Here is a 13,642-nt window from a genome sequence, read left to right on the forward strand (position 1 = left end):
CACGGCTGTGACCGAGCCGCACGATGGCGACCCACCCCCGGGCCTCGATCTGACCACCGCCGAATGGGGCATGTGGCAGGCGTTCCGCAATGGCAGTACCCATGATCTGCGCACCTCGCACCCCCAGCGGAACGACCCCTCCGGCCCGTACGCCTGGGGTCCGGAGCGCAGTGTCCGCGCGCGTGTCGTGGCCCTCCTGCTGCTGGACGGACCGCCCGCGCAGCCGGGCCGGGTCGCCGCGCTCAAGCTCAACGGGGTGCACATCACCGGCACGCTCGACCTGGCCGGCGGAAACATCGAGCCCTATGTGGAGCTGAAGAACTGCCGCTTCGAGCGGGAGGTGCTGCTTCCCGAGGCGCAGTTCACCACTCTGCGCCTGGTGGGGTGCGCCCTTCCCCGGCTGGAGGCGGCCCGGCTGCGCACCGAGGGCGATCTGCATCTGCCGCGGTGTGTGGTCGAACACGGGATCCGGCTCACCGACGCCCATATCGGCACGGATTTACTGCTCAACCAGCTCATCGTGCGCCGCGACCGCCGGGGCATGTCGATCAGCGCCGACGGGCTCACCGTCGCCCAGGACTTCCAGGCCGACATGATCGAGTCCTATGGCGAGCTGAGCCTGCGCGGGGCGCAGATCGGGGTGTCGCTCAGCCTGCGCGGCAGCCGGCTGCGCAACCCTTACGGCCGCCGCGCGCTCAACGCGCCGCAGCTCACCGTGGAGCGCAGCCTCTATCTCACCGCGGGCGGGGTGAGCACGTACTCCAGCGGCTCCACCCCGCCGTACGGCACCGCCTCCACCCCCACCCGGGGCACCCGGATCCAGCGCTTCGAATGCGAGGGCGGAATCCGGCTGGACGACGGGCGGATCGGCGACGCCATCGACTTCGACCAGGCCCGCTTCATCATGGAGAACGACCAGGAGCTGTCGCTGCGCCGGGTCCAGACGCCCGAGCTGCGCTTCCTCGGGGAGCGGCCGCAGCGCGGACGGGTGATCCTCTCCGGCGCCCGGGTGGTCAATCTTGTCGACAAGTCGGTGAGCTGGCCGGGGCCGGGCGGGCTGACCATGGCCGGGTTCAGCTATGAGTGCCTGATTCCGCGCGGCCACTTCCCGCTGGCCCGGCGGCTGGAGTGGGTGGCCGCGGCGACCCCCGAGTACGCGCCCGAGCCGTACGAGATGCTGGCCAACACCATGCGAGCCAGCGGCGAGGACGCCGACGCGCGCGAGGTGCAGCTCGCCAAGCAGCGCCGCCGCCGGGAGACGCTGCCCGTCGCCGGGAAGGTGTGGGGCTATCTCCAGGACTGGACGGTGGCCTACGGCTACCGCCCGGGCCGGGCCGCGGTGTGGATGGCGGTGCTGTGGGCGGTCGGCTCGGTGTTCTTCGCCCACAACCGGCCGGAGGCGCTGAAGCCGGATGAATCCCCGAACTGGAACGCCTCGCTGTACACGCTCGATCTGCTGATCCCGGTCATCGATCTGGGCATGGACGGCTACTGGAGACCGGACGGCGCCGTCCAATGGGCGTCCATCGTGATGATCCTTCTGGGCTGGGTGTTGGCCACCGCGGTAGCCGCCGGCGCGTCCCGGCTGCTGCGGCGCCAGTGACCGGCTGCCGCGGGCCAGTGAAAGGAAACGCGCGGGGCCATTAGGCTTACGCCCCGTGACCTCCGCGCGCCTTCCGCTCTTCCCGCTGAACACGGTGCTGTTCCCGGGGCTCGTCATGCCCCTGAACGTCTTCGAGCAGCGGTACCGCTCCCTGATGCGCGATTTGTCGGCGCTTCCCGAGGACGCGCCGCGCCGGTTCGGGGTGATCGCGATCCGGGACGGCCATGAGGTCGCCCCGAGCGCGGTCGGCCTCCCGGACTCCGTCACGCGGCCGGACCCCGGCCCCACGGCCGGGTTCGGACCGGATCCCGCCAAGTCCTTCTACGCCGTGGGGTGCGTGGCGGACGCGGCCACCATCCGGGAGCAGGAGGACGGCACCTTCGAGGTGCTGGCCACCGGTACCACCCGCTTCGAACTGGTCTCCGTGGACTCCTCCGGCCCCTATCTGACGGCCGAGGTCAAGGAGCTGGAGGAGGAGCAGGGAGAGGGGGCCGGGGCGCTGGCCTCGGGGGTGGTACGGGCCTTCCGCATGTACCAGAAGCGGCTCGCGGGCGCCCGTGAGCGGACCCTGGCGAACGAGCAGGACCTGCCGGGCGAACCGTCCGTGCTCTCCTACCTGGTGGCTGCCGCGGCCGTGCTCGACACGCCCGCGAAGCAGCGGCTGCTGCAGGCGCCGGACACCGCGAGCCGGCTGGCCGACGAGCTGAAACTCCTTCGCGCCGAGAGCGCCGTGATCGGTAAGCTCCCGTCGCTCCCGGCCGTCGATCTGACCCGCGGTCCCACCAGCCCCAACTGACGCGGACGAATATGCCCAAGAAGACCAAGAAGACCTCGGCGGGCACCCCCGCCACGACCGCCCTCACCGCGGCGGGCACGGATTTCACCCTGCACTCCTACGAGCACGACCCGGCGGCCCCCTCCTACGGCGAGGAGGCCGCCCAGGCGCTCGGCGTCGAACCGGGCCGGGTCTTCAAGACCCTTGTCGCGAGCGTCGATGACCGCCTTACGGTCGCCATCGTGCCCGTCTCGGCCACGCTCGACCTCAAGGCGCTCGCCTCTGCGGTGGGCGGCAAGCGCGCCACGATGGCCGATCCCGCGGCGGCCGAGCGCACCACGGGCTATGTGCGGGGCGGGATCTCCCCGCTCGGTCAGCGCAAGCGCCTTCCCACGGCCCTGGACGAGTCGGCCACCGGCTACGAGACGATCTGTGTCTCGGCCGGCCGCCGGGGGCTGGAGGTCGAGCTGTCGCCGGGGGACCTGGCGTCGCTGACGGACGCGGTACTGGCGCCGATCGCCCGCGTATAGCGCTCACAGTGCTCTTGCGGGGCCCCTGGCGCCCGGCTCATGCCGCCGGGGGCACCGCCCCGGACCCCCGGTCCTCAAGCGCCGGACGGGCTGATATTCAGCCCGTCCGGCGCTTGAGGACCCGCCCAAGGGCGTCCAGGGGCAAGGGCGGGGAGGGGAACAGCCCTCCACAGGCGTCACGAACCGCCGGACACCCCTAGCCGCTTCGAGGCGGGCCGAACGCCCTAGCGCGCTTCCGGGCTCGCCACCGGCGGCAGGGCCGGCTCCGGGTCGCGGGGGCCGAACAGCCCCGTCAGCGCCAGGTGGATCACCATCGCCGCCACCGACCACGCCAGCAGCGCCCCCTTCGCGCCCAACTTGAGCGGGCCGTCGAAGGTGACGCCCTTACCGGCCTCCTTGGCGTGCGCCACGACGTCCGAGGTGGGCCCCAGCCAGAGCCCCAGCCGCCAGGCGATCACCGAGGCGAGCACCCCGCCGATCGCCAGGCCGATGACCAGCGCGATACCGCCGTGGCGGAAGAGCAGAAAGACGATGAGGGCCGAGACGGCCCCGAAGGCGAGCCCGAGCAGCGTGAACACACCGTCCGCGCCGATCGCGTCCTCCCCTTCCGAGTTCTTCAGATAGACGGCGGTGCCGTCCGAGACCAGGGGAACCTTCGGCGCCAACCACAGCCACAGCAGGCCCAGAAGCACCCCGGAGACCGCCACCGTGATGGCGACCACCGACGCCTGCACCAGTTCGGCGCGCAACTCGGGCCCCGGCTCGGAGTACTCCGAGTGCCCCGCGTCCTCCGGATGCCCGGAAGGGGGCTCGGGGTGCTGCGGGTAGCCGGAGGGATTCGGCACGGAGGAGTCCCCGGCAGGCTGCCCGTGGGCCGGGGGGCGGCCCTCGGCGGGATCCTCGTGCGGCGGAGGCGGATCATGTGGCGTCAACGGTGCGGTCACCCCGTCATCGTGCCAGGCGGACGGCGTACTTCGGTCGGCGGGACGTTCGCTGCGGCGCGTCACCGCACGGCCGCCCGCCGATAGGCCCAGGTCGCGGCGGCGAGGGACACCACGGCCACCCCGGCGCACACCCCGAGGTCGGCGCAGACCACCCACCAGTCGGGCTGCCCGTCGAAGGTCCGGGCCAGGGCCTCCACACCGTACGTCGACGGCAGCAGATCGCGCGCGTACGACACCACCTGCGGCATCCGGTCCGCGGGCAGCACCCCCAGCAGCAGCGCCGCGGACATCCCCAACTGCCCGCACAGAGTGGCGAGTTCCTGACGCGGGGCGAGCAGTCCCAGTACGGCGCCGAGTCCGGCGAGGGCGGCGCCGGAGAGGGGGATCACGGCGAGGAGGATCCACAGATGCGTCATGGGCAGCTGGAAGAGCACACTGCCCATGACCGCGGTGACGATGGTTCCGGGCACGGTGAAGGAGGCGTAGGCGGCGGCCGCCCCGAGCACCACGGCCGAGGGTGGCACCGGCAGGGTCGCGTAGTGGTCGAGCCCGCCGCTGGCCCGCAGCTGGCCGAAGTACTGGGCGAGCAGGTTGAGCGCCACGAAGGCGACGACCAGCACGCTCGACCCGGCCACCACCGACCGCGCCTCGCTCCCGCCGTCCACCACCCCGCGCATCAGGATCATGATCCCGATGGACTGGAAGGTCGCCACGAAGAGCAGCGGTATCCGGGCCACCCGGGCCCGGGAGAGCTGGGCGCGGTAGACCGCGGCGAGCGCGGGGAAGAGCCGCGCCCCCGCCGCCAGCGGCGCGGGGATGTCCCCGGCCTCACCGGACGCCCCCGACGTACCGGAGGCACCGGGCGAGACACCGGGCGCACTGGGCAGCCCAGCGGAAGCACCGGGCACACCAGGCACACCAGTGGTCCCGGACACACCGGACACGGCGGGCATGACACTCACGTTGTGCGGCTCCTCTTCGCCTCTACGGCTCTTACGGTCACGGTCACCGACGTGTTCACCGGCTCGCCCCGGCGGTCACGCCTTCACCAGCCCCTCCGCGCCTTCCGCACGGCCACCCAGGGCGATGTACACATCCTCCAGGCTCGGCGTGGCAAGGGTGAAATCGTCCAGCGCCGCGAAGGCGGGGCCACCGGTCACGGTGGCGATGGCGGCGCGCGCCTCGTCCGGCGGGAGCCGGAGCGTCCAGCGCCGCCCGGAGACGCCGTCGGCGGCCCGGGCCGCCTCGGCGGCCTTCCGCAGGGCGGCGACCTCGGGCACGTCCAGCGGCGGCTCGGTGCGCCACACCAGCTCCAGCCGCACCTCGTCGGCGACCAGCGCCTTCAGCCCGGCGGGCGTGTCGCAGGCGATGACCTTGCCGCGGTCCAGCACGGCGACCCGGTCCAGAACCGTTTCCGCCTCGATCACATTGTGGGTGACCAGCACCACAGTCACGCCCCGCTCGGCCCGCCGTCGGTCCACGGCCGCCCATACGGCGCGCCGGGCGACGGGGTCCATTCCGCTGGTGGGCTCGTCCAGCACGAGCAGCGGCCGCTCCCCCACCAGCGCGGCGGCGACGCAGGCCAGCCGCCGCTGGCCACCGGAGAGCTTCTTCAGCGGCCGCCCGGCGATCTCCCCGAGGCCCAGTTCCTCGATCACCGCGTCCCGCTCGGCACGGGCCGCGCGGGCCTCCAGCCCGCGCAGCCGCGCGGTGGTCTCGGCGGCGAGGGCGACGGTCAGCTCGTCCAGCGCGGTCGAGTCCTGGCCGAGGTAGCACAGCAGCCGGGCGGCGCGCTCGGGGTGGCGTACGAGATCGTGGCCGAGCACCCGCACGCTGCCCTCGTCGGGCCGCAGCAGGCCGGTGAGCTGCCGAACGAGGGTGGATTTGCCGGCGCCGTTGGGCCCGAGCAGCCCGAAGACCTCGCCGCGCACCACACCGAGGTCGATGCCGTCGCTGGCCCGGACGGCGGGCGTGGCGGGGGCGCCGCGGCGGCCGCGCGCCGCGGGATAGGTCTTGACCAGGCCGCGCACGGTGCACACCACATCGCCGCTCGTCGCCTGTTTCGCGCCCGTCCTCACGAGCTATGAGGGTACGCGCCCAAACACCCGCTCCCGTCCTCGGGGCCCTCGGGGACGGATCGGAGGATCACAGGACGAGCAGGCTCGGCGACGCGGTCGTGTCGGTGCCACCGGGGGTCGTGACGAGGACGGAGTACGCCCCGGGGAGCACCACGGGCACGACGGCGAGGATTTGGGTCGGGAGAGGTTCACAAGGTGGCGGGGTCTGGGTGAGCCCGTCGCCGAGGACCACCGCGGTGGCGTCGAGCAGACAGGTGCCGCCGATCGTGACGTTCTGGCCGGAAAGCTGCGCCGCCGGGGTGACGGAGTCGGCGTTGGGGGCGTCGTAGAAGGTGTACGCCCAGCCGCTCCCCATGGGGACGCTGGTTCCGCCGAGGGAGGTGACGGTGACGTCCACCGTGTCGGTGCAGCCCGCGATGGGGGTGGTGTGTTGCCTCAATCGACCGCAACCGGGTGGCAATCGGCTTTCAGGTACGGCTTGCCGAGGGCCCGGCGCGGCCATCGGAACGTCCCCGCCGTCGACCGACAGCCGGCTCACCGTCACCACGCCCGCCGAGCCCCCTTGACCACGGGGCCAGGGCGTGTCCGGCGGGCTGCTCCCGTCCCGTGACCAGGTGCGCAGCCCGCCGCCGGCGTCAAGATCCGCCGGATATCCCCTAGCCGCCCGTCTGGGCGTGCTCCGCGGCCGAGCGGAGGTCGATTTCGCGCCAGAAGCCCGCCCGGATCGCATAGCGGTCGTGCTCGTCGATCTGGTCGTCCTTGTGGGCCAGCAGCCCGAAGCGGGCCGCGTAGCGCAGCAGTTCACCGTCGATGCGGTGCGGGATGCGGGGGTACTCCGTGGAGATCTGGCGCAACGGCCCCGGATCCCCGAGCCGGTCGGTCCAGCGGCGGGCGAAGACCTGGCCGACCTCGAACGGGTCGCCGCTGACGGCCGTGATGTCCTCCTCGCGGTCGGCCCAGCGCTGCTCGGCGCTGGTGAGCTGGGCCAGCATGGGGAGGTTGGCGGTCTCCGGCGGCTCCCCCACGGCGCCGGGGCCCCGGTCGATCCAGCCCTTGTCGGAGGACCAGCGCAGGGTGGCGCCGGCGGCCTGCTGCCGCTCCGTCTGGCCGCCGGAAGCGGCCGGGCCGCGACCCAGGTCGGCGAGGTCCTTGGGGGTGGGCACCCCCTTGCCGGCGCCCGCCGCCGCGCCGTCCGCGCCCGCTTCGGGGGCCGGGGCCGCGGGACGGCCGGGGGCGGCGGCCGGGTCGGTCACGTCGGCGCCGGGCCGGGCGGCGCCGTTACGGCCACCGGGCGCCTCCGCCGTGCCGGGCGACCCGGTCGCGGCCGCGGCGGCAGCGGCGGCCGTCTCCGGCAGCGGGGCGGAGAGAATGGCCGCGATCTCCGGGCGCGGCTCGGAGACGGGCGCACAGGGCCCGGGAAGCTCCTTGGCGTGCACCGCCCTGGTGATCCAGGCGCGGTCGAGGACGCGCCGCTCATCGGCCTCGGCGACGAGGTCCTCGGACTGGTTGTAGTCGCCGTCGGCGGCCTGGACCGCCCAGAGGTGGACGGCGACGCCGTGCTCCTTGGCCGACATCAGCCCGGGCAGCAGGTCCCCGTCGCCGGTGACGAGGACGATGTCGGCGCAGGCCCGGTTGCGGGCGAGCTCGGTGAGCTCGGCGTGCATGGCGGCGTCCACGCCCTTCTGGGCCCAGCGGCCGTCACTGCGGGTGAGCGCGCCCAGCCGTACGGTCACCCGGGGCATCACGCGCAGCCGCCGGTGCTCGGGCTGGGGCACACGGTCGGGGGCGCCGTCGAACCAGTAGATGCGCAGCAGCGGGCACTCGGTCTCGGCCTCGGCCCGCTCCCGCAAGCCCTGGATGAGGGTCGCGTGGTCGACGGAGATACGCGATCGGGCGGGCTCCCCGGCCAGCAGGCTCGCGGCGGCGCCCAGCAGATATCCGGCGTCCACCAGGACGACGCAGCGGTCCACGTTCCACCCTCTTTCCTGACGGTCCAGTCCTCGGTCGCCCCCCGCGCACAGCCGTGCCCCGGATGTGGTTTTCGGCTTTCCTTCGAGTCTGCCCGACCGTGCGGGGGTTATCAGTCCGAACTGGATCACCGGCGTGGCGGATACGGCTTACCCGCCAATACCCTCCTTCTCACTCACCGTAATTGCCCGAAATGCACGGGTCACCGCGGCATGTCACTGTTTCTTCCCGAAGGGCTTCTCCCGGCAGGGCCCTTCGCCAGGGGGCTGATCCCAACCGGAGGAACACCACCATGGGCAAGAACAAGAACCGCGATCGCAAGCAGCAGCAGGAACAGCGTCAGGAGCGCGGCACGGCCGACCGCAGCGCCGAGCAGCAGCCGTCGATGGAGGGGCAGTCGCAGGCGATGCGGCCGGAGGGCAGCCCCTCGACGGCTCGTAAGGGCCGGCAGAAGAGCTTCGGCCACAACTGACGCACCGCGCACCGGCGCTGGGCCACCGCGGTGGCAGGCCGCGTGACCGTGGGCCCCAGGGGCGCGCCCGATGCGGGCGCGCCCCTGGGGCGCTCTCGCCGACGTCAAGGACGCCGGGCGGTCAGCCGGCCAGGCAGGACGCCCCCAACAGCACCTTGAGGTCGCCGAAGAGCGCCGGGTCGGCGGTGACGCGGTGCCGGTCGAGCCGCAGCACGGTGGTCTTCCGCGCCCCCTGGAGCTTGATCCGCACCTCGGTGGCGCCGCGGTGGTGGGTGAGCACCTCGCCCAGCTTCTCGACCAGCGGCGGGGTGACCTTGACCGTGGGAATGGTGATCGTCACGGGCGCGTTGGCCGATGCCTCGGACAGATCGGGGACCATCAGCTCCATGGCGACCAGCCGGGGCACGTCCTCGCGCTTGTCGAGGCGGCCCTTGACGAAGACGACCGCGTCCTCGACGAGCTGGGTGGAGACCAGCTGATAGGTGGCCGGGAAGAACATGCACTCGATGGAGCCGGCCAGGTCCTCCACGGTGGCGATGGCCCAGGCGTTGCCCTGTTTGGTCATCTTGCGCTGCAGACCGGAGATGATGCCGCCGATGGTGACGATCGCGCCGTCCGCGTGCTCACCTCCGGTGAGCGCGGAGATCGCGGCATCCGCCTTCTCGTTCAGCACATGCTCGATGCCGAACAGCGGATGGTCGGAGACATACAGGCCCAGCATCTCCCGCTCCTGGGCCAGCAGATAGGTCTTCTCCCATTCGACGTCCGAGAACTCGACGTCGAGGCCGAAGCCCGGCCCCTCGCCGTCCCCGCCGTCACCGGCCATGCCGCCGAAGAGGTCGAACTGCCCCTCGGCCTCCTTGCGCTTGACCGCGACCACATTGTCGATCAGCGCCTCGTAGTGCGCCGTGAGCCCCTTACGGGTGTGGCCCATCTCGTCGAAGGCGCCCGCCTTGATCAGCGATTCCGTGGTGCGCTTGTTGCACACCACCGCCTCGACCTTGTCCAGGTAGTCCGGGAACGAGGCGTACTTCCCCTTGGCCTTACGGCCGCGGATGATCGCTTCCACCACGTTCTGACCGACGTTCCGGACCGCCGTGAGACCGAAGAGGATCACATCATCACCCTGAGCGGTGAAGTTGGCCTCGGACTCATTGACGTTCGGCGGCAGCACCTTGATGCCCATGCGACGGCACTCGTTCAGATAGACCGCCGACTTGTCCTTGTCGTCCCGCACCGAGGTGAGCAGCGCCGCCATGTACTCGGCGGGGTAGTTGGCCTTGAGGTACGCGGTCCAGTAGGTGACCAGGCCGTACGCGGAGGAGTGCGCCTTGTTGAACGCGTATCCGGCGAACGGGACCAGGACGTCCCACACCGCCTGGATGGCCTCGTCGGAATACCCCTTGTCCCGGGCGCCCTTCTGGAAGGGCACGAACTCCTTGTCCAGGACCTCCTGCTTCTTCTTGCCCATCGCACGGCGGAGCAGGTCGGCCTGGCCGAGCGAATAGCCGGCGAGCACCTGGGCGGCCTTCTGCACCTGCTCCTGGTACACGATGAGGCCGTAGGTGATGCCCAGGACCTCCTTGAGCGGCTCCTCCAGCTCGGGGTGGATCGGGGTGATCTCCTGCTGCCCGTTCTTCCGCAGCGCGTAGTTGATATGCGAGTTCATGCCCATCGGGCCCGGCCGGTAGAGAGCCGAGACGGCGGAAATGTCCTCGAAGTTGTCGGGCTTCATCATGCGCAGCAGGGAGCGCATGGGGCCGCCGTCGAACTGGAAGACGCCGAGGGTGTCACCGCGGCAGAGCAGTTCGAAGGTCTTGGGGTCGTCCAGGGACAGATCGAGCAGCTTCAGGTCGATGCCCTTGTTGGCGCGCACCATCTTGACGGCGTCGTCCATGATGGTGAGGTTGCGCAGGCCCAGGAAGTCCATCTTCAGCAGGCCGAGCGACTCACAGGTGGGGTAGTCCCACTGGGTCACGACCTGGCCGTCGTTCTTCGGCGAGAAGACCGGGACATGGTCGGTCACCGTCTCGCTCGACATGATCACGCCGGCGGCGTGCACACCCATCTGGCGCACCAGGCCCTCGATACCGCGCGCGGTGTCGATGACCTTCTTCACATCCGGCTCGTTCTCATACATCCCGCGCACCTCGCCCGCCTCGCTGTAGCGGGGGTGCTTCTCATCGGTGATGCCGGAGAGCGGGATGCCCTTGCCGAGGACGTCGGCGGGCATGGCCTTGGTGATGCGGTCGCCCATCGCGTACGGATAGCCGAGCACCCGGGCCGAGTCCTTGATGGCGTTCTTGGCCTTGATGGTGCCGTAGGTGCCGATCTGGGCGACCTTGTCGTGGCCGTATTTCTCGGTGACGTACCGGATGACCTCACCGCGCCGACGCTCGTCGAAGTCGATGTCGACATCGGGCATGGACACCCGCTCGGGGTTGAGGAACCGCTCGAAGATCAGCCCGTGCTCGACCGGGTCGAGGTCGGTGATGCCCATGGCGTACGAGACGATCGAACCGGCCGCGGAGCCTCGGCCGGGGCCGACCGCGATGCCGTTGTTCTTGGCCCACATGATGAAGTCGGCGACCACGAGGAAGTAGCCCGGGAACCCCATCTGGATGATGACGTCCATCTCGTACTCGGCGAGCTTCTGACGGTCCTCGGGGACGCCGCCGGGGAAGCGGCGGGCCATCCCCTTCTTGACCTCCTCCTGGAACCAGGTGACCTCGGTGTACCCCTCGGGGACGTCGAACCGCGGCATCAGGTCGCGCTTCTCGAACCAGCCGGTGGCGTCGATCTGCTCGGCGACCAGCAGGGTGTTGGCGCACCCCTGCTGCCAGGCGTCGGAGGAGTCGATGGCGTACATCTCCTCCGTGGACTTCAGGTAATAGCCGGTGCCGTCGAAGCGGAAGCGGTCCGGGTCGGAGAGGTTCTTGCCGGTCTGGACGCACAGCAGCGCGTCATGGGCCGTCGCCTCGCGGGAGTACGTGTAGTGCGAGTCATTGGTGACCAGCGGCGGGATGTCCAGCTTCTTGCCGATCTCCAGCAGCCCGTCCCGGACCCGGCGCTCGATCTCGATGCCGTGGTCCATCAGCTCCAGGAAATACCGGTCCTTGCCGAAGATGTCCTGGTACTCGGAGGCGGCCTTGAGGGCCTCGTCGAACTGGCCGAGCCGCAGCCGGGTCTGCAGCTCGCCCGAGGGGCAGCCGGTGGAGGCGATCAGGCCCTCGGACCACTGGGCGATGGTCTCCTTGTCCATCCGCGGCCACTTGACGAAATAGCCCTCCATATAGGCGTCGGAGGAGAGCCGGAAGAGGTTGTGCAGACCGGTCTTGTTCGACGCCCAGATGGTCTTGTGGGTGTAACCACCGGAACCGGAGACGTCATCGCGCTTCTGATGCGGCTGGCCCCACTGGACACGCCGCTTGTAGCGCCGCGACTCGGGCGCCACATACGCCTCGATCCCGATGATCGGCGTGATCCCGGCGCCCGTCGCCTGCTGGTAGAAGTCGTACGCACCGTGGAGGTTGCCATGGTCGGTCATGGCGATGTGGGTCATGCCCATCTCGTTGCACGCGTTGAACATGTCCTTGAGCCGCGCCGCACCGTCCAGCAGCGAGTACTGGGTATGGACATGCAGGTGCGTGAAGGGCGGCTTGGTCACGGTGGAAGACCTCCGGCGAACAATCGATGACGGCAGGGCGAGACAGCTCCGAAGGTTACCCCTCCGCACTGACACGAGCCGGGCACTCGCGAGTAGCCTCAGGCGTTGATCCCGACGGGTCATCCGGTCTTCCCGCGCACCCGGCGCGACGGAACATACCCTGTCGTATCTGCCACACCGATCACATCCCTCATGCCCCAGGAGGCGTTCCGCGATGTCGAACCAGCAGACCCAGGCGGAACAGCGCGGCGAGCACATCCTCGCCGTATTCGACACCGCCTTCGGCGAGCTGCTCGCCGCCGACCCGGCCGCCTTCCGCGTCAAGTTCCGGAAGATGGCCGCCTCGGCGTTCGCGTTCTACCGCGGCACCGCCTGCCTGTTCTATTCCGATGTGGAGCGGGAGCGCGCCGGCGGGCCGTACGTGGACGACCGCACCAGCCGGGTGTGGATCCACGGTGACCTCCACGCCGAGAACTTCGGCACCTACATGGACGCCAACGGCCGGCTGATCTTCAATGTGAACGACTTCGACGAGGCGTACGTCGGCCCCTTCACCTGGGACCTGAAGCGCTTCGCCGCCTCCGTGGCGCTCATCGGCTACACCAAGGCGCTCAGCGACGAGAAGATCACCGAGCTGGTGCGGACCTACGCGGGCGCCTACCGCGAGCGCATCCACGCCCTGGCCACCGGCGCCAAGAACGACGAGGTGCCGCCCTTCACCCTGGAGACCGCCGAGGGTCCGCTGCTGGACGCGCTGCGTGACGCCCGCTCGCTGACCCGCTTCGGGCTGCTGGACTCGATGACCGAGATCCGCGACTTCGAGCGCCGCTTCACGGCCGGCGGCGGGTCCATCGAGCTGGACGCGGCCACCCGCTACAAGGTCCTGGCCGCCTTCGACGGCTATCTGGAGACCCTCCCCGAGTCCAGTCTCTCGCGCCCGGACTCCTACCGCGTCAAGGACGTCGTGGGCCGCCGGGGCATCGGCATCGGCAGCGCCGGGCTCCCCTCGTACAACATCCTTCTGGAGGGCAACAGCGACGCCCTGGAGAACGATGTGGTGATCTACATGAAGCAGGGGCAGACCCCGGCGGTCTCCCGGCACATCACCGACGAGCAGGTGCGGGCGTACTTCCACCACGAGGGCCACCGCACGGTGATCTCCCAGCGCGCGCTGCAGGCCCACGCCGACCCGTGGCTGGGCTGGACCGAGCTGGACGGGTCGGGGCAGCTGGTCGCCGAGGTGTCGCCGTACGCGGTGGACCTCGACTGGTCCGACATCGACGACCCGGCCGAGATCGCGGCGGTCGTGGCCGACCTGGGACGGGCCACGGCCACCATGCACGCGGCCGCCGACGACCAGAGCGGCCACTCGCTGGTGCCGTTCTCCACCGAGCGCGCCATCGACGCGGTGATCGCCGCCGACGAGGACGGCTTCGCCGGCCTCCTGGTGGACTTCGCGCACTCGTACGGTGCCCGCGCCCGGGCCGACCACCAGATCTTCGTGGACCTCTTCCGCAACGGCCGCATCCCCGGGCTCTGATCGTCACGCCGGGCTCTGATCGCCACCCCGGCCCCTGATCGTCCCCCGGCCATGGCCGCCGTCTG

At 70.8% G+C, this 13,642-nt stretch carries 11 protein-coding genes; 5 read left to right on the plus strand and 6 right to left on the minus strand.

What is annotated here, in order from left to right:
• The first annotated feature begins 7 nt into the window (after positions 1 to 7).
• Genes BLV72_RS07255 through ybaK form a run of 3 tightly spaced genes read left to right on the plus strand, consistent with a single transcriptional unit; the run spans position 8 to position 2,908 of the window.
• Entirely contained in the window at positions 8 to 1,603 is a 1,596-nt protein-coding gene (locus BLV72_RS07255; RefSeq protein ID WP_093461061.1) for an oxidoreductase, read from the plus strand.
• Between the two features lie 55 nt (positions 1,604 to 1,658).
• Positions 1,659 to 2,399 (plus strand): LON peptidase substrate-binding domain-containing protein, encoded by a 741-nt coding sequence (locus BLV72_RS07260; RefSeq protein ID WP_093461062.1) that lies wholly within the window; start codon positions 1,659 to 1,661, stop codon positions 2,397 to 2,399.
• Between the two features lie 11 nt (positions 2,400 to 2,410).
• Positions 2,411 to 2,908, plus strand: coding sequence for a Cys-tRNA(Pro) deacylase (ybaK, locus tag BLV72_RS07265; protein ID WP_093461064.1), 498 nt, complete (start codon positions 2,411 to 2,413; stop codon positions 2,906 to 2,908).
• Between the two features lie 224 nt (positions 2,909 to 3,132).
• On the opposite strand, the gene BLV72_RS07270 is transcribed toward ybaK, so the two are convergent.
• The 5 genes from BLV72_RS07270 to BLV72_RS07290 form a co-directional block, all read right to left on the minus strand.
• Positions 3,133 to 3,852, minus strand: a complete 720-nt coding sequence (locus tag BLV72_RS07270; protein ID WP_208905567.1) for a magnesium transporter — start codon at positions 3,850 to 3,852, stop codon at positions 3,133 to 3,135.
• A gap of 59 nt (positions 3,853 to 3,911) precedes the next feature.
• Entirely contained in the window at positions 3,912 to 4,814 is a 903-nt protein-coding gene (locus BLV72_RS07275; protein WP_425288358.1) for an ABC transporter permease, read from the minus strand.
• Positions 4,815 to 4,889: 75 nt separating this feature from the next.
• Positions 4,890 to 5,930, minus strand: coding sequence for an ABC transporter ATP-binding protein (locus BLV72_RS07280; protein WP_093461065.1), 1,041 nt, complete (start codon positions 5,928 to 5,930; stop codon positions 4,890 to 4,892).
• A gap of 67 nt (positions 5,931 to 5,997) precedes the next feature.
• A complete protein-coding gene (locus BLV72_RS07285) occupies positions 5,998 to 6,369 on the minus strand; it encodes an IPT/TIG domain-containing protein (protein WP_093461067.1) in 372 nt (123 codons plus the stop codon).
• A 217-nt stretch (positions 6,370 to 6,586) separates the two neighbouring features.
• Positions 6,587 to 7,900, minus strand: a complete 1,314-nt coding sequence (locus tag BLV72_RS07290; RefSeq protein ID WP_093461068.1) for an NYN domain-containing protein — start codon at positions 7,898 to 7,900, stop codon at positions 6,587 to 6,589.
• A gap of 290 nt (positions 7,901 to 8,190) precedes the next feature.
• Between BLV72_RS07290 and BLV72_RS07295 the strand changes: the two genes are divergently transcribed.
• Positions 8,191 to 8,370, plus strand: coding sequence for a hypothetical protein (locus tag BLV72_RS07295; RefSeq protein WP_093461070.1), 180 nt, complete (start codon positions 8,191 to 8,193; stop codon positions 8,368 to 8,370).
• Between the two features lie 121 nt (positions 8,371 to 8,491).
• On the opposite strand, the gene dnaE is transcribed toward BLV72_RS07295, so the two are convergent.
• Complete coding sequence (gene dnaE / locus BLV72_RS07300; protein ID WP_093461071.1) at positions 8,492 to 12,037, minus strand: DNA polymerase III subunit alpha; 3,546 nt, start codon at positions 12,035 to 12,037, stop codon at positions 8,492 to 8,494.
• Positions 12,038 to 12,251: 214 nt separating this feature from the next.
• Between dnaE and BLV72_RS07305 the strand changes: the two genes are divergently transcribed.
• Complete coding sequence (locus BLV72_RS07305; RefSeq protein ID WP_093461073.1) at positions 12,252 to 13,577, plus strand: DUF2252 domain-containing protein; 1,326 nt, start codon at positions 12,252 to 12,254, stop codon at positions 13,575 to 13,577.
• The last annotated feature ends 65 nt before the right edge of the window (positions 13,578 to 13,642 follow it).

Source organism: Streptomyces melanosporofaciens (genome assembly GCF_900105695.1).
GTDB classification, from domain to species: Bacteria; Actinomycetota; Actinomycetes; order Streptomycetales; family Streptomycetaceae; genus Streptomyces; species Streptomyces antimycoticus.